This is a genomic window from Sphingomonas sp. BRN-1R (assembly GCF_057748035.1).
Genome location: NZ_CM173236.1, coordinates 1486293 through 1506526, shown reverse-complemented (window position 1 = coordinate 1506526; position 20234 = coordinate 1486293). Strand labels below are relative to the sequence as shown.

At 67.8% G+C, this 20234-nt stretch carries 19 protein-coding genes and 1 pseudogene; 16 read left to right on the top strand and 4 right to left on the bottom strand.

Annotation, left to right across the window (positions count from 1 at the left end; all coding sequences use genetic code 11):
* Positions 1 to 114: 114 nt before the first annotated feature.
* On the bottom strand, positions 115 to 927 hold the full coding sequence (mutM, locus tag AC3ANX_RS06915) for a bifunctional DNA-formamidopyrimidine glycosylase/DNA-(apurinic or apyrimidinic site) lyase (protein WP_488336260.1): 813 nt from the start codon (positions 925 to 927) through the stop codon (positions 115 to 117).
* Between the two features lie 116 nt (positions 928 to 1043).
* On the opposite strand from mutM, the gene AC3ANX_RS06910 reads away from it, so the two are divergent.
* From AC3ANX_RS06910 to AC3ANX_RS06880, 7 genes and pseudogenes are all read left to right on the top strand, one after another.
* Positions 1044 to 1775, top strand: a complete 732-nt coding sequence (locus AC3ANX_RS06910) for a class I SAM-dependent methyltransferase (RefSeq protein WP_488336259.1) — start codon at positions 1044 to 1046, stop codon at positions 1773 to 1775.
* A 145-nt stretch (positions 1776 to 1920) separates the two neighbouring features.
* Positions 1921 to 3489 (top strand): 2-polyprenylphenol 6-hydroxylase, encoded by a 1569-nt coding sequence (gene ubiB / locus AC3ANX_RS06905; protein ID WP_488336258.1) that lies wholly within the window; start codon positions 1921 to 1923, stop codon positions 3487 to 3489.
* 4 nt (positions 3490 to 3493) lie between these two features.
* The gene (locus tag AC3ANX_RS06900; RefSeq protein WP_488336257.1) at positions 3494 to 4597 is read left to right on the top strand and encodes a hypothetical protein; all 1104 of its coding nucleotides are present in this window, start codon (positions 3494 to 3496) and stop codon (positions 4595 to 4597) included.
* A pseudogene (locus AC3ANX_RS06895) lies at positions 4594 to 5839 on the top strand (bifunctional phosphopantothenoylcysteine decarboxylase/phosphopantothenate synthase). The gene AC3ANX_RS06900 and the pseudogene AC3ANX_RS06895 overlap by 4 nt, the downstream one beginning before the upstream one ends.
* Before the next feature lie 32 nt (positions 5840 to 5871).
* Positions 5872 to 6318, top strand: a complete 447-nt coding sequence (gene dut, locus AC3ANX_RS06890; RefSeq protein WP_488336256.1) for a dUTP diphosphatase — start codon at positions 5872 to 5874, stop codon at positions 6316 to 6318.
* Entirely contained in the window at positions 6318 to 6707 is a 390-nt protein-coding gene (locus AC3ANX_RS06885; protein ID WP_488336255.1) for a hypothetical protein, read from the top strand. Before dut ends, AC3ANX_RS06885 begins: the two co-directional genes overlap by 1 nt.
* A complete protein-coding gene (locus AC3ANX_RS06880; protein ID WP_488336254.1) occupies positions 6704 to 7468 on the top strand; it encodes a HesA/MoeB/ThiF family protein in 765 nt (254 codons plus the stop codon). The genes AC3ANX_RS06885 and AC3ANX_RS06880 overlap by 4 nt, the downstream gene beginning before the upstream one ends.
* A gap of 61 nt (positions 7469 to 7529) precedes the next feature.
* On the opposite strand, the gene AC3ANX_RS06875 is transcribed toward AC3ANX_RS06880, so the two are convergent.
* Complete coding sequence (locus AC3ANX_RS06875) at positions 7530 to 7715, bottom strand: hypothetical protein (protein WP_488336253.1); 186 nt, start codon at positions 7713 to 7715, stop codon at positions 7530 to 7532.
* A 166-nt stretch (positions 7716 to 7881) separates the two neighbouring features.
* Here AC3ANX_RS06875 and wecB point away from each other — a divergent pair, with 166 nt between their 5' ends.
* From wecB to AC3ANX_RS06830, 9 genes are all read left to right on the top strand, one after another.
* On the top strand, positions 7882 to 9018 hold the full coding sequence (gene wecB / locus AC3ANX_RS06870) for a non-hydrolyzing UDP-N-acetylglucosamine 2-epimerase (protein WP_488336252.1): 1137 nt from the start codon (positions 7882 to 7884) through the stop codon (positions 9016 to 9018).
* On the top strand, positions 9002 to 10300 hold the full coding sequence (wecC, locus tag AC3ANX_RS06865; RefSeq protein ID WP_488336251.1) for a UDP-N-acetyl-D-mannosamine dehydrogenase: 1299 nt from the start codon (positions 9002 to 9004) through the stop codon (positions 10298 to 10300). The genes wecB and wecC overlap by 17 nt, the downstream gene beginning before the upstream one ends.
* A gap of 575 nt (positions 10301 to 10875) precedes the next feature.
* Positions 10876 to 12294, top strand: a complete 1419-nt coding sequence (locus tag AC3ANX_RS06860; RefSeq protein WP_488336250.1) for a sugar transferase — start codon at positions 10876 to 10878, stop codon at positions 12292 to 12294.
* 74 nt (positions 12295 to 12368) lie between these two features.
* The gene (locus AC3ANX_RS06855) at positions 12369 to 12611 is read left to right on the top strand and encodes an acyl carrier protein (protein ID WP_488336249.1); all 243 of its coding nucleotides are present in this window, start codon (positions 12369 to 12371) and stop codon (positions 12609 to 12611) included.
* A gap of 10 nt (positions 12612 to 12621) precedes the next feature.
* Positions 12622 to 14517 carry an HAD-IIIC family phosphatase gene (locus AC3ANX_RS06850; protein ID WP_488336248.1) on the top strand — a complete coding sequence of 632 codons (1896 nt, stop codon included), beginning with the start codon at positions 12622 to 12624 and terminating at the stop codon, positions 14515 to 14517.
* Positions 14518 to 15260: 743 nt separating this feature from the next.
* Positions 15261 to 16334 (top strand): glycosyltransferase family 2 protein, encoded by a 1074-nt coding sequence (locus tag AC3ANX_RS06845; RefSeq protein ID WP_488336247.1) that lies wholly within the window; start codon positions 15261 to 15263, stop codon positions 16332 to 16334.
* Positions 16335 to 16490: 156 nt separating this feature from the next.
* A complete protein-coding gene (gene hppD / locus AC3ANX_RS06840) occupies positions 16491 to 17534 on the top strand; it encodes a 4-hydroxyphenylpyruvate dioxygenase (protein ID WP_488336900.1) in 1044 nt (347 codons plus the stop codon).
* Positions 17535 to 17649: 115 nt separating this feature from the next.
* Positions 17650 to 18933, top strand: a complete 1284-nt coding sequence (hmgA, locus tag AC3ANX_RS06835; RefSeq protein ID WP_488336246.1) for a homogentisate 1,2-dioxygenase — start codon at positions 17650 to 17652, stop codon at positions 18931 to 18933.
* Between the two features lie 31 nt (positions 18934 to 18964).
* Entirely contained in the window at positions 18965 to 19426 is a 462-nt protein-coding gene (locus AC3ANX_RS06830) for a MarR family winged helix-turn-helix transcriptional regulator (protein WP_488336245.1), read from the top strand.
* Positions 19427 to 19455: 29 nt separating this feature from the next.
* On the opposite strand, the gene AC3ANX_RS06825 is transcribed toward AC3ANX_RS06830, so the two are convergent.
* Together AC3ANX_RS06825 and ykgO are read right to left on the bottom strand one after the other, a co-directional pair.
* Positions 19456 to 20061 carry an HAD-IA family hydrolase gene (locus AC3ANX_RS06825; RefSeq protein WP_488336244.1) on the bottom strand — a complete coding sequence of 202 codons (606 nt, stop codon included), beginning with the start codon at positions 20059 to 20061 and terminating at the stop codon, positions 19456 to 19458.
* Positions 20062 to 20072: 11 nt separating this feature from the next.
* On the bottom strand, positions 20073 to 20198 hold the full coding sequence (gene ykgO / locus AC3ANX_RS06820) for a type B 50S ribosomal protein L36 (RefSeq protein ID WP_069205031.1): 126 nt from the start codon (positions 20196 to 20198) through the stop codon (positions 20073 to 20075).
* Positions 20199 to 20234: the final 36 nt, after the last annotated feature.

The window sequence follows — 20234 nt, the reverse complement described above, 5'->3', positions numbered from 1 at the left end:
CCCTCTGGGTCTGAAATCGGTGACGCGCCGGGATCAGTCCCCGCGCTGGAAGGCAGGCCCCTTAGACAGTCCCCCGGATTCGGTCAAGAGTTTAGCTGTCGAACCGTCGCCACCTCACGTCTGGCAACGCGGGCACCAGAAGGTCGATCGGCCCCCGTCGGCATAGCGTTCCACCACGCCGCCGCACGCGCACGGCTCGCCTTCGCGGCCATAGACCGCGAATTGCTTGGAGAAATAGCCGAGTTCGCCATCGGGGCGGGCATAGTCGCGCAAGGTCGAGCCCCCCGCCTCGATCGCGGCGAGCAGCACCACGCGAATCGCCTCGACCAGCCGCTTGAGCCTGGCGCGCGAAAGCGTGCCCGCCGCGCGTTTCGGGCTGATCCGCGCGAGGAACAAAGCCTCGCACACATAGATGTTGCCCAAGCCAGCGACGATCCGCTGGTCGAGCAGCATCGCCTTGATCGGCGCGACTCGCCCGGCGAGCGCGGTGGCGAGATAGGTGGCGGTGAGGTCCGCCCCGAGCGGCTCCGGCCCCAGCCCCAGGAACGGCGGATAGGCGGCGAGCCCTTCGGTCGCCACCAGATCGACCGAGCCGAACCGCCGCGCATCGTTCAGAGCGAGCCGCCGCCCCGCTTCGGTTTCGAGAATGAGGTGGTCATGCGGCAGAAGCTCGCCCGGATCGACTCGCCATCGCCCCGACATGCCGAGGTGGAAGACCATGGTGTCCCCGCGATCGGTGTCGATCAGCCCGTATTTGGCGCGCCGCCCGAGCGCCGTCACCCGCGCGCCGGTGAGGCGCTGGCGCAGATCGGGCGGGAACGGACGGCGCAGATCGGCGCGGCGCGTCTCGACCAGCGTCAGCCGCTGCCCCTCCAGCACCGGCGTCAGCCCGCGCACGGTCGTCTCGACTTCGGGAAGCTCTGGCATGCGCAGTTCGACTCCGCCGTTCGTCCCGAGCGAAGTCGATGGTCGAACGGATGTGGGTGTGGCCGAACAGCTAGGTTGCGTTTGCCCGCGCCACAAGGCGTCGCTAGAGCGGGGGCATGAGCGACACAGTATCCTTCGGCTACCAAGACATTCCCGCCAACGAGAAGACCGCCCGGGTGGGCGGCGTCTTCTCCAACGTGGCGGCAAAATACGATCTGATGAACGATGCCATGTCGGGCGGCATGCATCGCATCTGGAAGGACCGTTTCGTGCGCCGCGTGAAGCCGCGTGGCGGTGAGGCGATCCTCGACATGGCGGGCGGCACCGGCGACATCGCGTTCCGCATGGAGCCTTCGGGCGCGTCGATCACCGTCGCCGACATCAATGCGGAGATGCTCAAGGTCGGCATGGAACGCGCCGCCAAGCGCGGGATCGACGGTCTGGTGTGGACCGAGGCCAATGCCGAGACGCTGCAATTCCCCGATCGCTTCTTCGACGCCTATACGATCGCGTTCGGCATTCGCAACGTGACCGACATTCCCGCCGCTCTCCGCGAGGCGCACCGCGTGCTGCGGCGCGGCGGGCGGTTCTTCTGCCTCGAATTCTCGACCACGCTGTGGCCGGGCTTTGCCGAGGTGTACGATGCCTATTCGCACAAGATCGTGCCGCCGCTCGGCAAGCTGCTCGCGAACGATGCCGACAGCTACCGCTATCTGATCGAATCGATTCGCCGCTTCCCCGACATGCCGACCTTCGAAGGCATGATCCGTGACGCGGGTTTCGTGCAGACCAAGGTCGAGCCGATGCTGGGCGGGCTCGTGGCGATCCACAGCGGCTGGAAGATTTGAGCGTGGCGACGGTGAATCCCTCTCCCTGTGGGGGAGGGTGGCCGAGCGTAGCGAGGTCGGGTGAGGGTCAGCGTGGGCTCGTGGTCGCCCTCACCCTTCCGGCGCTTCGCGCCTCCCTCCCTCTCCCGATGGGAGAGGGAGTGCGATGACCGCCCCCGCCGTCCACCTCTGGCGGCTCCTCAAATGGGGCCGTATCCTCGCACGCCACGGCGCGCTTCAGGGCATCGAGCGCGATCCCAACACGCCGACGCCGGTCAAGCGGCTGGTGCGGCTGGCGCGGTTGGGCGCACGCGTGCCGGCGGTGCCGCGCTATGCCGATGCGTTGCAGGCGATCGGCCCCGCCGCGATCAAGCTCGGCCAGACGCTGGCGACCCGCCCCGACATCGTCGGTGACGAGGCCGCGAACGATCTGCTGCGCTTGCAGGACGCGCTGCCGCCGCTGCCGTTCGAGACGATCCACGCGGCGATGGCCAAGGCGTTCCAGCGCGACCCCGCGACGTTGTTCGCCTCGATCGACCCGGTGCCGGTCGGCGCCGCCTCGATCGCGCAGGTCCACCGCGCGGTCACGACCGACGGGCGGCAGGTCGCGGTCAAGGTGCTACGCCCCGGTGTCGAGGACGATTTCACCCGCGCCATCGACACCTATGAATGGGCGGCGGCGCAGGTGGAAGCCCTAAGTAGCAAAGAGGGGGGCGGCGAACTCGCCCGGCTGCGCCCGCGCCTCGTCATCGCCACCTTCAAGCGCTGGACCGCGCGCGAGCTCGATTTCCGGCGCGAGGCGGCCTCCGCCTCCGAACTTGCCGATGCGATGACGGCGGAACCCGATTTCGTCGTGCCCAAGATCGACTGGCAGCGCACCACCGGCAAGGTGCTGACGCTCGAATGGATCGACGGCATCAAGCTCTCCAACCGCGCCGCGCTGGTCGCGGCGGGTTATGATCTGCCCAGACTGGCCGACACGCTGGTCCACGCCTTTCTGCGCCAGGCGATCGCGGAAGGGTTCTTCCACGCCGACATGCACCAGGGCAATCTGTTCGCGCTGCCCGGCGCCAACGGGCAAGGGCAGATCGCGGCGATCGACTTCGGCATCATGGGCCGGATCGACCGGCGCGCGCGGGTATGGCTGGCGGAGATCCTCTACGGGCTCATCACCGGCAACTACAAACGCGTGGCGGAGATCCATTTCGAGGCGGGCTATGTGCCGGCGCACCACAATGTCGCGGAGTTCGCGACGGCGTTGCGCGCGGTCGGCGAGCCGATGCGGGGCCTTGCGGTCAAGGACATGTCGATCGGCATGATGCTCGACAGCCTGTTCAACATCACGCGCGATTTCGACATGCGCACCCAGCCGCACCTGCTGCTGCTGCAAAAGACGATGGTGATGGTCGAGGGCGTCGCCACCAGCCTCAACCCCGACATCAACCTGTGGGACACCGCCGCGCCGTTCGTGCGCGAGTGGATCCGGACCGAACTCGGCCCGGAGGCGGCGGTGGCGGATCGGCTCATCACCGATCTGCGCACGCTCGCGCGCATCCCCGAGCTGGTGCGCAATATCGAACGGCACTTCCCCTCGCCCGGCGGCGCCCCGCCCGAGCCGCCGATGCGGCCGATCGCGGTGCTGGGGTCGAGCCGGCGCAGCGCGATGCGCTACGTACTGGTCGCGGTGGTGAGCGCGGGCGTGAGCTTCGCCGCCGCGTGGCTGGCGCTGCACTGATCCGGTGGCGCGCACGGCCGCCCCGCTGTGGCTCGCCCGCCCCAGCCGCTTCGCGCGCGCCACGCGCACGCAGGCGCGGCTTGCGCTCGCGGGCCTCGCGCTGCTGATCGCGGCGAGCTTCCTCGCGCTGACGCTGCCCGTCCCCGCCGATGCTCCGGTCCATCCGGGGCAGACCGACCTCAACCTCTACCAGTCTATCGTCGAGGGCGTGCGCGCCGGCGGCGACTATTACAGCGTCACCGCGCGATCGCTGCGTTCGGGCGATTATCCGCTCAAGCCGTTCGTCACCTTCCGCCTGCCGACGCTGGCGGTGATCGAGGCGGCGGTGTCGCACGGCACGATGCTGGTGTTGCTCGACCTGCTCGCGCTCGGCACGTTCGCGGCGTGGTGGCTGCGGCTGCGCGCGGCGTTCACGCGGCGGCCGCCGCTGGTGGCGGCGCTGGTGCTGCTGGCCGGCGGGATGGCGGCGTTCGTCCAGGGTGATCTCGCCGCGTTTCACGAAATCTGGGGCGGCTTGCTGATCGCGCTGTCGCTGGCGCTGCGCCGGCCGGGGCGCTGGGTCGAGGCGGCGGCGTTCGGGATGATGGCGATGCTGATCCGCGAGACCGCCGCGCTCTACGTCGCGATCATGGCGGTGCTGGCGTTCGCGCAAGGGCAGCGGCGCGAGGGTGCAGGCTGGGTGGCGACGCTCGGCGTGCTGGCGGTGGTGGTGGCGCTGCATGCGCATGCGGTGGCGCAGGTGGTGCATGTCACCGACCCCGCCTCGCCCGGCTGGAGCGGGATGATGGGCTTTGGTTTCTTTGCCAAGGCGATGGCGGAGTCGACCGCGCTCACGCTGCTGCCGCTGGTGCTGGCGCCGCCGCTGGGCGCGCTGGCGCTGGCGGGCTGGGCGGCGTGGGACAGCGCGCTTGGCCTGCGCACCTTCGCCACGCTCGCCGCCTATGCGGTGCTGATCGCGCTGTTCGCGCGCGCCGACACCTTCTATTGGGGGCTGATGATCGCGCCCATGCTCCTCATCGGCCTCGCCTTCGCGCCCGATGGGGTACGCGACCTCGTGCGCGCATCGGCCGGGGGGCGGCGCATCACCGTCACGCGGGTGGTGCGGTGAAGATCCTGCTCGTCATCGGCGGCGGCATCGCCGCGTACAAGGCGTGCGAGCTGATCCGGCTGTGCCGCAAGGCGGGCATTTCGGTGCGCTGCGTGCCGACCGCCGCCGCGCAGCAGTTCGTCACGCCGATGACGCTGGCGGCGCTGTCCGAGAACCAGGTGTTCACCTCGCTGTGGGATCTCAAGGACGAGGCCGAGATGGGGCATATCCAATTGAGCCGCGAGGCCGATCTGATCGTCGTCGCGCCCGCCACCGCCGATCTGATGGCGAAAATGGCGGCGGGGATGGCCGACGATCTCGCGACGACGGTGCTGCTCGCCACCGACAAGCCGGTGCTGGTCGCGCCCGCCATGAACGTGCGGATGTGGCAGCACCCCGCCACCCGCCGCAACGTCGCAACTCTGCGTGGCGACGGGCTGACGGTGCTGGAGCCCGACGAAGGGCCGATGGCCTGCGGCGAGTTCGGCGCGGGGCGGCTGCCCGAGCCGGCAGCGATTTTGATGGCGATCCAGCAGGCGCTGGCGTGACGGCGCAGAATCCGTCGCCCCGGCGCAGGTCGGGGCCGCTGCGTAACTTGGCGCGCGACCCGAACAACACACAGCGGCCCCGGCGCGCGTGACGCACATCCTCATAACCGCCGGGCCGACGCATGAGCCGATCGACCCGGTGCGCTACATCGCCAACCGCTCCTCGGGCAAACAGGGCTTCGCGATCGCCGCCGCGCTGGCCGCACTCGGCGCGCGCGTGACGCTGGTGGCAGGGCCGGTGACGCTCCCCACCCCGCCGGGCGTCGACCGGATCGATGTGGAGACCGCGCGCGAGATGGCGGCGGCGGTCGAGGCGGCGCTCCCCGCCGATGCCGCCGTGCTGGTCGCCGCGGTCGCCGACTGGCGAGTCGAGGCGAGCGGGCAGAAGATCAAGAAAGGCGCGGGCACGCCGACGCTGCGGCTGGTCGAGAACCCCGACATCCTCGCCGGGCTCGCCGCCAATCCGCGCCGCCCGCGCCTGCTGATCGGTTTCGCCGCCGAGACCGAGCGGGTGATCGAACACGCCACCGCCAAACGCGCACGCAAGACCGTGGACTGGATCGTCGCCAACGACGTGTCGGGCGACGTGATGGGCGGAAGTGACAACACCGTCCACCTCATCACCGCGACCGGCGTGGAAAGCTGGGCGCGCATGTCGAAGGATGCGGTCGCGCGCGCGCTCGCCGAACGGATCCTCGCCACGCTCGGCGATTAGACAAATGCCCGTGGCTTGCTAAGATACGCGCCATGCAGCCGCCGGTCGCCATCAGCATCAAGCGCCTCGATCATGGCGAGGGACTCCCCCTGCCCGGCTATGCGACCGCCGGCGCGGCGGGGATGGACGTGGTGGCGGCGGAAACGCTGACGCTCGCGCCCGGCGCGCGCGCGGCGGTGGCGACCGGCTTTGCGATGGCGATCCCGCCGGGGTTCGAGGTGCAGGTGCGCCCGCGCTCCGGCCTCGCGCTCAAACACGGTATCACCTGTCTCAACACGCCCGGCACGATCGACAGCGATTATCGTGGCGAGGTAAAGGTGATCCTCGCCAATCTCGGCGACGCGCCGTTCGAGATCGCGCGCGGCGACCGTATCGCCCAGCTCGTCCCTGCGGCCGTCCAGCGCGCGGTGCTGGACGAGGTCGATGAACTTGACGAGACGGTGCGCGGGGTTGGTGGTTTCGGATCGACGGGGTCGTGATGGTTGCTCTCGCCTTGCTGCTGGCGGCGTTCGTGCAGGCCGCCGATGCGCCGCCGTTGCCGACCGACTGGTCCGCGCTGGCGCCGCTGCCCTATGTCGCCCCGCCCGCGATCACCGCGCCGCTCGACAAGTTCGTCGCGGACGAGATCACCGCCGGGCGCTGCGCAGTGCCGAAACCGGCGGACGGCCACTACGTCGTCAAGGTCGATGTCGCGGCGCTGGTCGATGGCGACGGTGCGATCCGCCGCGCTGTGCCGCGTGCGATCGATTGCCCGACGGTCGAGCAATATAGCGCCGGGCTCGTCACCAGCTTCGCGCGCGCCAACCTTCAGGCGCGTGCGGGCATGATGTGGTATCGCACGACGCTCGTCTATGATTGGCGTGGATGACGCTGAGCGACGCTGAGCTTGAGCGTTATGCCCGTCATATCGTGCTGCGCGAGGTCGGCGGCGCGGGTCAGGCGCGGCTGCGCGCCGCCTCGGTCGCGGTGGTGGGTGCCGGCGGCATCGGCTCGCCCGCTATCCAGTATCTCGCCGCCGCAGGTATCGGCACGCTGATCCTGATCGACGACGACCGGGTCGATCTCTCCAACCTGCAACGCCAGACCCTCTTCGGCGGCGACGATGTCGGCGCGCCCAAGGTCGCGGCAGCGGCGGCGGCGGTGGCGCGGCTCAACCCGCACGTCCACGTCGAGCAGCGCAGCGCCCGGCTTGATGCCGGCAACGCCGCCACGCTGATCGCGGGCGCGGAGGTGGTGCTCGACGGCACCGACAGCTTCGTGACGCGGCTGGCGGTGGCGGACGCGGCGCTCGCCGCGCGCGTGCCGCTGGTGTCGGCGGCGGTCGCGCAGTTCGAGGGGCAGCTCGGCGTGTTTCGCGGGTGGGAGGCGGACAAGCCCTGCTACCGCTGCTTCGTCGGGCAGGATCCCGACCGGCCCGAGACGAGTTGCGCGGAGGCCGGCGTGCTCGGCGCGATGGCAGGGGTGATGGGAAGCCTCGCCGCGCTGGAGGTGCTGCGCGCGATCACCGGTTTTGGGGACGACAGCGCGGGCAAGCTGCTGCTGGTCGATGCGCTCGCCTTTCGCTTCCGCACGATCGCGCTGCCGAAGGATCCGGGGTGTCCGGGGTGTGGGAGGCATCCCCTACCCTGATCTACTCTCCGTTCGTCCCGAGCGAAGGCGAGGGATATGACCGGCACGCAAACACCGCGCTTTACTTCCCCGCCGTCTGCCGCTCCGGCCGCACCTCGCCGACCATGTGCCAGCCGTGGTAATCGCGCATCATCGGCTCGCGGCAGCCTTTGCAGACGCTGCGGAACGTGTCGCCGTCATGCCAGACGCTATGGCGATCGCGCCGGTGCTTGCCGAACGCGCAGGAGATGCGTTGCAACAGGTTCATGCCGTGCCAATCCTTGCCGACCAGCCCGTCGCCCCCGCTGCACGGCCTGATGATGAGTCGCTACGCTGGCAACAGATACGCCCGTCGCGGCCGGATTCGTCATGAAAACTTCGTCACGCGCGGTCAGTTAGCCGGACCTTAACACCAGTTTGGGCAGGGATACGTCATGCACACCGCGCCTCGCACCGTCCTCGTCATTTTCGGCACCCGGCCGGAGGCGATCAAACTGTTCCCCGTCGTCGCCGCGCTGAAGGGGGTGCCCGGCCTCAGCGTGCGCACTTGCGTCACCGCGCAGCATCGCGGGCTGCTCGATCAGGTGCTGGAGATCGCCGGACTGACCCCGGATATCGACCTCGACCTGATGGAGCCGGGCCAGTCGCTCGATCGGCTGACGGCGCGGTTGCTCACCGGCCTTGGCGACGTGATGGACACCAAGAAGCCCGACCGCGTGATCGTGCAGGGCGATACCGCCACCGCAATGGTCGGCGCGCTCGCCGCCTATTATCGCAAGGTGCCGGTCAGCCATGTCGAGGCGGGCCTGCGCTCGGGCGACATCTACCAGCCCTGGCCCGAGGAGGTGAACCGCCGCATCGTCGCGCCGATCGCCGATCAGCATTTCGCGCCGACCGAGACCGCGGCGGACGCCCTGCGCCGCGAGAACATCGCAGCCGCCACGATCCACGTCACCGGCAACACCGTGATCGACGCGCTTCACGCGACCCGCGCCAAGCTGGCGGCGGACCCGTCGCTCGCCGCCGGGCTGGACGATATCGCCGCGCGCTTCGCCGGCAAGCGGCTGATCCTCGTCACCACCCACCGGCGCGAGAATTTCGGCGGCGGGATGGAGAGCATCGCGCGCGCGATCGGCCGCATCGCCGACCGCCCGGACACCGCCGTGCTGTTCCCGGTCCACCCCAATCCCAACGTCGTTTCAGTGATGGACGCGATGCTCGGCGACCGGCCGAACGTCGCCCGCATCGAGCCGCTCGATTACCCGCATTTCATCCGCGCGCTGTCGATGTGTGAGATCGCGCTAACCGATTCGGGCGGCGTGCAGGAGGAAGCCCCCGCGCTCGCCAAGCCGGTTCTCGTCATGCGCGAGACGACCGAACGCCCCGAGGGTGTCAAAGCCGGCACCGCCAAGCTGATCGGGACGGATTCCGACCGCATCGTTTCCGAAATATCAACCCTCCTGGACGACAAGGGCGCGTACACGGCCATGGCCCGCGCCCACAATCCGTTCGGCGACGGCCATGCGTCCGCAAGGATAGCAAGGATCGTCGCTGATGGTTTCGGATGCTGAACTCAAGGTCGTCGTCGTCGGCCTCGGCTATATCGGTCTGCCCACCGCTGCGGTGATCGCACGCACCGGCGCCAAGGTGCTCGGCATCGACGTGTCCGAACATGTCGTCGAGACGGTCAATTCGGGCAAGGTGCATATCGAGGAGGTCGATCTCGACGGCCTCGTTTCTGGCGTGGTCGCGCGTGGAAACCTGCGCGCCGCAACGCTGATCGAACCCGCCGACGTGTTCGTGATCGCGGTGCCGACCCCGTTCGCGGACGATCACGCCCCCAACATCGGCTACGTGCTGCGCGCCGCCACCACCATCGCGGCGGTGCTCAAGGCGGGCGACGTGGTGATCCTCGAATCGACCTCGCCGGTCGGCACCACCGAGAAGGTGCGCGATCTGCTCGCGCAGCTCCGCCCCGACCTCAAGGTGCCTGGCAAGACCGGGGAAGCGGCCGATATCGCCATCGCCTATTGCCCGGAGCGCGTGTTGCCGGGCCGCATCCTGGTCGAGCTGATCGACAACGACCGCGTGATCGGCGGCATCACGCCGCGCTGCGCGCGGAAAGCGCTCAGCTTCTATCGCCGGTTCGTGCGTGGGGCGTGCGTCACCACCACCAGCCGCGCGGCGGAGATGACCAAGCTGACCGAGAACGCGTTCCGCGACGTCAATATCGCCTTTGCCAATGAACTCAGCCGCCTTGCCGACACGATGGAGGTCGATGTGTGGGAGGTGATCCGCCTCGCCAACCGCCATCCGCGCGTCAACATCCTGTCGCCCGGCCCCGGCGTCGGCGGGCATTGCATCGCGGTCGATCCGTGGTTCCTCGTCCATGCCGACCCCGCCAATTCGCCGCTGATCCGCACCGCACGCGAAGTGAACGACGCCAAGATCGACTATGTCGTCGCTCGCGCCGCCGCGATGATCGAGGCGCAGCCCGGCGCGCGCGTCGCCTGCCTCGGCCTCGCCTTCAAGGCCAATATCGACGATTTCCGCGAGAGCCCCGCGCTGAAAGTCTCGGCCGACCTCGCGCGACGGTTCGGCAGCCGCATCGCCGTGGTCGAGCCCTATACCACCGCGCTCCCCGCAGCGTTCATCGGCACCGGCGCGAAGCTGATCGATATCGATTCGGCAATCGAAAGCTGCGGCATCATGATCGTGCTGGTCGATCACGACGTGTTCAAATCGGTCCCGCTCGACGAGCGTGCCGACAAGCAGGTGTACGACACGCGCGGCATCTGGCCCGATCAGCCCGCGCCCAAGGGAAAGCCGGAACTGCTGCGCCTCGCCGGCTGAGGGCGCACGCGACACCCGCTACACGCGCGACCGGTCCCGGTGCGGCACAGATGGCCGCGCCGGTGCCGCTCTACGCCGCATCGCCCCCGTCACGAATATTGCGCTTTCCGGCCCTGATGTGCCATCTGCGCGCAACATTCCGTTCTCGCGAAGGTTGAGGGGGGAACCTGGCCGATCGGGCCGAAGGGGAAAATGCGATGGAGAGTCCGGCACGCGATACGTGCGGGCGTATCGGCCGTCACGCGTGCGCGCCGCCGCCGTCATGGCGCGGCGCGTCGGACACGCCGGGCGGGCCCCGCGCGCCAGTGAAACGCGCCGGTGTGTGCGGGCATCTGCCGACAGGCTCCACCAACCCGCCTGAAGCCCTGGTTCAGGCGCGATCCTGTCGTTCCGCATCCTGTCGAGCGACATTGCGACGGAAGCGGATCATTCTCCCGGTGCGGCGCGGACCACGACGTGCGACGGGATAACCGCCCGTAATTTTATGCTGCAATGCAAAATCCGCTTTATAAGCCGGACCGATTACTCTACTTTTATGGGCGCGCTACCTTTGACTCACAGCGTAGGATGCGATCATGAACTTCGAACTCGGACGGTCCGACTGGTCGCAAGGTTCGGGGCATTCTGATTCCATGACGTCCCCCGGCAAGACATCCTGGCGCCCCCGCGCCTCTGCGCTGCGGATTCGCGCGTTCAGCAGCCTGGTGCTGCTCGACTTCGCGTGCATCATCGCCGCGTTCCTTGCCGCTGCCGTGTTGCACGGGCATTTCGGGCGCGACAAAGGGTGGCTGGTGCTGCTGGCGGTGTTGCTGCCGATGTACCTCATCACCGCGCTCAACGCGCAAGCCTATGCCTCGGCCAATCTCCAGGACCCGTTCCGTGCGATCGCCAAGGGCGTGCAGGCGCTGGTCGTCGCGATCAGCGCGGTGATCTTCGTCGCGTTCTGCATCCGCGCCTCCGAAGGGTTCCCGCGCCTGCTCGTCACGGTCGGCGCGATCCTCGCCATCCTGGCGATGATGGCGGCGCGCTACGTGTTCGTGAAGCACATGGTGTCGATCATCGGCGGCAACCCGTTCAGCGTGATCCTGATCTGCGAGGGCGATCAACCGGTGCCGCCGGGCAATTTCTCGGTGGTGATCGCGCCCGAGGCGTTCTTCGACCCCGAACAGCATGATCCGGTGATGTACGACCGGCTCGCCAAATCGCTCGAAAGCGCGGACCGGGTGGTGGTGGCGTGCAGCCCCGAGCGGCGCACCGCCTGGGCGCACGCGCTGAAAGGCGCCAACATCCAGAGCGAGATCGTCGCGCCCGAACTGCGCGATCTCGCGCCCCTCGGCATGGGCAACCACGGCAGCGAGCCGACCATCGTCATCGCCAACGGTCCGCTCGGGCTGTTCGACCGCGTGATGAAGCGCGGGTTCGATTTCGCGATGGCGGCGGGCGCCCTGCTCGCGCTGCTGCCGATCCTCGCGGTGATCGCGATCGCGGTGAAGCTCGACAGCCCCGGCCCGGTGTTCTTCAAGCAGACCCGGATCGGCCGCGGCAACCAGATGTTCAAGATGCTGAAGTTCCGCAGCATGCGCGTGCTCGAGACCGACGCCGCCGGGCACCGTTCGGTGTCGCGCGACGACGATCGCGTGACGCGTGTCGGCAAGTTCATCCGCCGCACCTCGATGGACGAACTGCCGCAGCTTCTGAACGTGCTGAAGGGCGACATGAGCATCGTCGGCCCCCGCCCGCACGCGCTCGGCAGCCGCGCCGCCGACAAATTGTTCTGGGAAGTCGATACGCGCTACTGGCATCGCCACGCCGCCAAGCCGGGGCTGACGGGTCTTGCGCAGGTGCGCGGCTATCGCGGCGAGACCGTGTATGAGTCGGATCTGCGTAACCGCTTGCAGGCGGATCTCGAATATCTCGACACCTGGTCGATCTGGCGCGACCTGCTCATCATCGCGATGACCTTCCGCGTGCTGCTCCACCGCAACGCGTTCTGAACCGCCCCGCCGCCCGTTGCCTCGCGGCGCGAACTGCGCCAGAGCGGCGAGCGAGCTTGCAACGGGAAGACCAGATGAACCGCGAAGAGATCACCGGCGTCGTCACCGAAATCATGTGCGACGTGTTCGACCTCGACGACCTCGACTATGCCGACAGCCTCTCCGCCGACGATATCGAGGAGTGGGACAGCCTGAGCCACATCCGCTTCATCGTCGCGGTCGAAAAGCGCTTCGGCTTCCGTTTCTCCAGTGCCGAGATCGAGGGCTTCTCGAAGGTCGGCGATCTGGTCGACAGCATCGCCACCCACGTCGCCTGAGCGCGGGCGCATGAGCGATCCGTTCGCGCTGCCCTGGCTGCTGCCCGCACCCGAGGATTTCCGCGCACGCCTCAAGGCGATCCGCAGCGCCGAGCGGATCGATCCAGTCGCGCTGCGTGCGCTCGTCCAGGGGGCGCTCGACGCGACCCAGCTCGAACAGGCGAGCCGCGTCGTCACCGCGCGCGCCGACGATCTGTCGGGCGCCGGACTGCGCCCGCTGCGGCTGGCGATCGTCGCCACACATACCGCCAAAGGGATCGCCTACGCCCTCCCCGCCGCGGCTTTACGCCACGGGCTGCTGCTGAGCGTCGAGCTTGCCGATTACGGGCAGGCCGCGCAGCACCTGCTCGATCCCGCCTCCACGCTTGCAGCGAGCCGGCCCGACGCGATCCTGCTCGCGCTCGATCCCGCCGCGCTCGGCCTCGCCCGCCCCTGCCTCGATCCCGCCGAGGCGGAAGCGATCGTCGCACAGGCGATGGACTATGTCGGCGCTTTGCGTGCCGGCGGACGCGATCATGCCGGTGCGCCGATGATCGTGCAGACGCTCGTGCCGTCGGTCGAGAGCCTGTTCGGCAGCTTCGACGGGCAACTCGCCGGATCGGTGCGCTGGCTGATCGACAGCTTCAACACGCGGCTCCGCGCCAGCGTGGCCGGCAGCGGCGACCTGCTGCTCGACACCGCCTTCCTCGCCGCCACGGTCGGCTATGCGCAATGGCATGACGCGCGGCTGTGGCACGACGCCAAGCTGCCCTTCGCGCTCGATGCGGTGCCGCTGTACGCCGACCGGCTCGGCAGCCTTCTCGCCGCGTTCCGGGGGCTGGCGCGCAAATGCCTGGTGCTCGATCTCGACAATACGCTGTGGGGCGGCATCATCGGCGACGACGGGATCGACGGCATCCTGCTCGGGCAAGGCTCGGGCACCGGCGAGGCGCATCTCGCGGTGCAGGCGTTCGCGCTCGATCTGCGCGCGCGCGGCGTGGTGCTGGCGGTGTGTTCGAAGAACGAGGATGCCGCCGCCCGCCTGCCCTTTGCCGGGCCCAATGGCGGACACAGCGAGATGCTGCTCAAGGAAGAGCATATCGCGGTGTTCCTCGCCAACTGGACCGACAAGGCGTCGAACCTGCGCCAGATCGCGGCGACGCTCAACATCGGCACCGATGCACTCGTGTTCCTCGACGACAATCCCGCCGAGCGTGCGCAGATCCGTCAGGAACTGCCCGAGGTGGCGGTGCCCGAAGTCGGCAGCAACCCGGCCGATTTCGTGCGCATCCTGGGGCAAGCCGGCTATTTCGAAGCGGTGTCGTTCGGCGACGAGGATCGCGGCCGCGCCGCCATGTACAGCGCCAATGCCGAACGCGCGGCCGCGCTGACCGGGGTGAGCAACCTCGCCGACTATCACGCCTCGCTCGAGATGGTCTGCACGATCCGCCCCTTCGACGAGGCCGGCCGCGCCCGCATCGCGCAGCTCGCCAACAAATCGAACCAGTTCAACCTGACGACGCGCCGCTACACCGAGGCCGAGATCGCCGCGCTCGCCACCGATCCGACGCGCTTCACCATGCAGGTGCGCCTCGCCGACCGGTTCGGCGACAACGGCATGATCTCGGTGCTGGTGTTCGCGCGAGGGGCTGAGGAGTGGGTGTGCGAGACGTGGCTGATGAGCTGCCGCGTGCTTGGCCGGCGGGTGGAGGAAGCGGTGCTCGCCCACGTAGCCGAGGCGGCGCGCGCGGCGGGCGCGGTGCGGCTGGTGGGGCGCTATATCCCGACCTCAAAGAACGCGATGGTGAAGGGGCATTTCGAAAAGCTCGGCTTCACCAAGACCGGCGAGCGCGCGGACGGGGGTAGCGATTGGGTGCTGGAGCTTGCCGGCTATGTCGCGCCGGTGTTGCCGATGCAATTCACTTGATCAAGGTTTAGGCACTCTTTCGAGCCCGCTGCACATAGACTAAAAGGCTTGCGCTCCGAATAAGCTTGGTACGAACGGCTTGGCTGGCAGATTGCGCCTACTTGCGAAAGTGCGGCAGCCGAGTAGCGTGCGTAAGCGGAGAGGATCACATGAGAACGTCTTTAGTTGTGGCGGCGGCGCTCACGTTGGTCGCATGGCCGTCGTCGCGGATAAACGCCCGGCAAAGCCATCGGCGTTTTGATGTTTTTAGCATCTTGGCGACAACGGGTGGGTATTACCTTAGAACGGTTTCTTCAAAGGGTGACCGGATCGCCGCCGTGTGCCAGTCCATCGCTGAAGGTGGGCCGCAGTTTACCGTAGAAGTACACCCTGCGAGACGTATGGCTATAAACGCCGGAGTGCAGCCGACCCTGACTTTACTCGAAGAATGGGCATACCCGCTTCGTTTGCGAGGTGATGGCGCTTTCGTCTGGACTGCGCCTGACGCTTCAGCCTTTGCGCTATTCCTGCAACGAGTGAAAAGTATGGGATGGAGCGACAGATTTGTATCTCGTGAGCTCGACGTTGACTTTCTAAGCCATGGGTCGGACGATCCTGGGACAATCGCAGCGTTCGAGCACCTCTGCCGTCTGCCCGGTCGTCCGCCAAACGCTTACTAGCCGGGGGTTTAGGATGTTGCCTTCCCTTAGCGGCTCTCACCCCCGTAACCGCTTCTTAGCACCCCCCGCCCGATAAGCACGCGCATGCCGACGCCCTCTCCTGCCCCGACGATCAGCGTGCTGATGGCACTTTACAATGGTGCGGCGTTGGTCGGGGAGACGATCGCCACGCTTCAGGCGCAGACGTTCGGCGATTTCGAGCTGATCGTGGTGGACGATTGCTCGACCGACGATGGCGTCGCCGTGCTGAAGGCGATTGGCGATCCGCGCATCCGCATCATCGAATCGCCGGTCAATCAGGGCGTCGTGCGCGCGCGCAATACCGCGTTTGCGCACGCGCGCGGGCGGTATGTCGCCGCGCTCGACCATGACGATCTGTGCCACCCGGAGCGGTTCGCGCGGCAGGTCGCCTATCTCGATGCGCACCCCGATACGGTGCTGCTCGGCACCGCCGCCAACATCCTCGAGGACGGTGCGATCGTGCCGCCGACGCTTGCGGCCGCGACCACGCCGAGCGTCATCGAGTGGCTGCTCAAGATCGAGAATCCGTTGGTCTGGTCGTCGGTGATGATGCGCGCGGACGCGGCGCGCCGGCTCGACATCTTCATGCGGCCCGAGCTGATCTGCGCGGAGGATTACGACCTCTACCACCGCATCGCGCGGTTCGGCACGATCGCGCGGCTCGACGCGGAGTTGATGACCTACCGCCGCACGCATGGCAGCCTGTCGCAGCGCCGTGTCGAGGAGTTGCGCGCCTGTTCGGTGTCGGTGCTGGCCGATGCGCACCGCGACCATCTCGGCGAGGAGGCGGAGGACGTCGCGGCGTTGCTCGTCCACTATGTGATGGGGCAGCAGCCGGTGCCCGACCGCGCGACGTTGAAGCGGCTCGGCGATGCGCTGGTGCGGTTGCAGGCGCATTTCATCGAGACGCGCCGCCCCGATGCCGCCAGCCGCAAGCTGCTCCGCTGGGAGACCGCGCGGCGCTGGGCGCGAGTCGGACGGACGGGTTTGCGCACCGGCGCGCTCGGACTGATCGCGACGGCGAGCGTGCGGCCGGAGCATCTCGGGCTGGGCTATGCGGGGTTGGACGAGCTGATCCTGTCACGGATCGTCGGCGGCGCGCGCAACGTGGTGCGGCAGGCGCGACGCTCGGCCTAAGCCTCCCGCGTCATCCCAGCGTAAGCTGGAATCTCCCAGCGGCGGCCGCACCGCCCGCCCAAAGAGACCCCAGCTTGCGCTGGGGTGACGATTGAGCTCGGCAGACCGATATAGTTGCATTTGACACCATATCGCCGGCGACGTATCTTCGTGCGCATGGAACAGGATGCCAATCAAAACCCGCTCGGCCTCAACGGCTTCGAGTTCGTCGAGTTCACCTCGCCCGATCCGGCGGGCATGGGGAAGCTGTTCGAACAGCTCGGCTTCACGGCCACCCATCGCCACCCGAGCAAGAACATCACCCGCTACAAGCAGGGCCGGATCAACCTGATGATCAACCGCGACGAGGCGGGCCGCGTCGCCGCCTTCCGTGGCGAGCATGGCCCCTCGGCGAGCGCGATGGCGTTTCGCGTCGCCGATCCCGCCAAGGCGATGGAGTGGGCGCTCGCCAACGGCGCCAAGCCTACGGAAGAAGACGATACCGTCATCCAGGGCATCGGCGGATCGTACCTGTACTTCATCAAGGACGGCATTGATCTCTACGCCGACTGGGCTGAGTTGCCCGGCTGGCGCGAAAAGGAAGCGGCGAACAGCGTCGGGCTCGACCTGCTCGATCACCTCACCCACAACGTCCGGCGTGGCCAAATGCGGGTGTGGAGCGAGTTCTACCGCACGCTGTTCGGCTTCGAGGAACAGAAGTTCTTCGACATCAAGGGGCAGGCTACGGGTCTGTTCAGCCAAGCGATGATCGCGCCCGACAAGGCGATCCGCATTCCGCTCAACGAGAGCCAGGACGACAAGAGCCAGATCGAGGAGTTCATCCGCGAATATAATGGCGAAGGCATCCAGCATCTCGCGCTGACCACCGGCGATATCTTCGCGACGGTCGAGGCGCTGCGGGCGCGCGGCGTGCGGTTGCAGGATACGATCGAGACCTATTACGAACTGGTCGACAAGCGCGTGCCGGGTCACGGCGAGGATCTCGCGCGGCTCAAGCAGAACCGCATCCTGATCGACGGCGATGTCGAGACGGAGGGGCTGCTGCTCCAGATCTTCACCGAGAACATGTTCGGGCCGATCTTCTTCGAGATCATCCAGCGCAAGGGCAATCAGGGCTTCGGCAACGGCAACTTCCAGGCGCTGTACGAGTCGATCGAGCTGGATCAGATCCGGCGCGGCGTGGTGACGGTGGATGCGTAAAGCATCCACCTGATGCCGGCGCGAATGCGTCGGAGCGCGCCCGGCCGGCGCGGCAAGGCCAGCCGATAGGGCTCGGCTTTGCCGAGTCCGACGGGCAGCGTGAGAGGAAGGACGCATGAGCGAATACCACACCGGCTTCGGCAACCATTTCGCCACCGAGGCGGTGCCCGGCGCGCTGCCGGTCGGGCGCAACTCGCCGCAGCGGCCTGCGTTCGGTCTGTATGCGGAACAACTCTCGGGAACCGCCTTCACCGCGCCCCGCCATGAGAACCGGCGGAGCTGGCTCTACCGGCTGCGCCCTTCCGCCGAGCATCCGCCTTATGTGCGCTACCAAGGCGCGCCGCGCTTCGCTCCCGGCACCAGCGCCGAACCACTCGCCCCCAATCGCCTCCGCTGGTCGCCAACCCCCGCCCCGACCGAGCCGACCGACCTGATCGACGGCATCACCACGATGCTCGCCAACCGCGATCCCGCCGATCTGGAGGGCGTCGCGGTGCACCTCTACGCCGCCAATCGCGACATGACCGACCGCGCCTTCGTCGATGCCGATGGTGAGTTGCTGTTCCTGCCGCAATCGGGCCGGCTCACGCTGCTGACCGAACTCGGCCGGATCGACGTCGCGCCCGGCGAGATCACGCTCGTGCCGCGCGGCGTGCGGTTCCGCGCTTTGCTGCCCGATGGCGCGGCGAGCGGCTATATCGCCGAGAACCACGGTGCGCTGTTCCGCCTGCCCGATCTCGGCCCGATCGGCGCCAACGGGCTCGCCAATCCGCGCGATTTCGAGACGCCGGTCGCGTGGTTCGAGGATGTCGATAGGCCGTTCGAACTGGTGCAGAAATCGCTCGGCAGCTTGTGGACGACGACCCTCGACCACAGCCCGCTCGACGTGGTGGCGTGGCACGGCAACCTCGCGCCCTGGCGGTACGATCTCGCGCGGTTCAACACGATCGGCAGCGTCAGCTTCGACCATCCCGACCCCTCGATCTTCACGTTGCTCACCTCGCCTTCAGATGTGGCCGGGCGCGCGAATGCCGACCTCGTCATCTTCCCGCCACGCTGGATGGTGGCGGAGGATACGTTCCGCCCGCCGTGGTTCCACCGCAACGTCATGTCCGAGGCGATGGGGCTCATCACCGGTGCCTATGATGCCAAGGCCGAGGGCTTCGCGCCGGGCGGGCTGTCGCTCCACAACCTCATGGCCGGGCACGGCCCCGACGTGGCGAGTTGGCGCGCCGCCAGCGAGGCCGCCCTCGCCCCGCGGAAAATTGAGGGCACGATGGCGTTCATGGTCGAAAGTTGCTGGCCGTATCGCCCGACCGCGTTCGCGCTGGAGCATGCCCAGCCCGATTACGACGCGGCATGGGCCGGCTTCCCCAAGGCGCGGCTGCCCGGCGCTTGAACCGGACGCGCGCGGGCCATAGGCTGGCGCGATGACCGAGCCTGCGCTGAAACTCGACGCATTCCTGCCGTTCCGCCTGTCGTTCACCTCGAATCTGGTGAGCGACCGGATCGCGCGCGCCTATCAGGCGCTGTTCGGGCTGACGATCCCCGAATGGCGACTCGTCGCGGTGATCGCGGAAAGCGACGGCATCACCCAGCAGGCGATCGGCGGCAAGACGCGGATGGACAAGGTGACGGTCAGCCGCGCCGCGATCGCATTGGTCGAACGCGGGCTGGTCGAGCGCGTGCCCAACGCCGGCGATCGCCGCTCGCACCTGCTGCGGCTGACCGCCTCCGGCCAGGTATTGTACGAGCAGGTCGCGCCCAAGGCACTGGAGCTGGAACGGCGGATCTTCGGTGACTTTGATGCCGAGCGGGTGGCAGCGTTCGTGGCGATGCTGCGCGAGATCGACGCGATCGCGCTGGCGGTCGAAGCAGACGAGGCGAAGTAACGCGCCTCCGCCCGGCGCACAGGGTGCGGTTACAGCAGGCCCAGCCGGACCAGATCGGTTCGCAAGGCTTCCGCATCGGTGAACAGCACGCCGTGGATGCCGACCGCGTCGGCGGCTGCGACATTGTCGGCACGGTCGTCGATGAACACCGCGTCTGCGGCGGCGATGCCGAAGCGATCGAGCGCGAGGTGGTAGATCGCGGGATCGGGCTTGGTCAGCAGTTCGTCGCCCGAGACGACGATGTCGCGGAAGCGATCGAACACTGCCGCTTCCCGGTCGCGGAATGGCGGCCAGAATTCGCCCGAGAAATTGGTGATCGCATAAAGCGGCACGCCGCGCGCATCGAGATCCCCGACAAGCGCGCGCATGCCCGGCAGCATATCGCCGAGCTGCTCGATGAAGCGCGGGCCCCAGGCGGCGATCAGATCGGCATGCTGCGGATACGACGCGCTCAGCTCCGCCGAAGTCTCGGCGAAGGGGCGTCCCGCATCATGCTGGAAATGCCACTCCTTGGTCGCGACATCGCGCAGGAACGCATCGAGCGCCCGATCGTCAAGGATCAGGCGCTCGTAGAGGAACCGGGGGTTCCAATCGAACAGGACATTGCCGACGTCGAAGATAACGACAGACGGCACTCCCGTCGCAATCAGCCCTGACGGGCCTTGAAGCGGCGGTTGGTCTTGTTGATGATGTACGTGCGGCCACGACGGCGGATCACGCGGTTGTCGCGATGCCGGTCCTTGAGCGACTTCAGGGAATTGCGGATCTTCATGATCGATTCGCTTCTTGGTAAAGGGGTTCGTGAAAA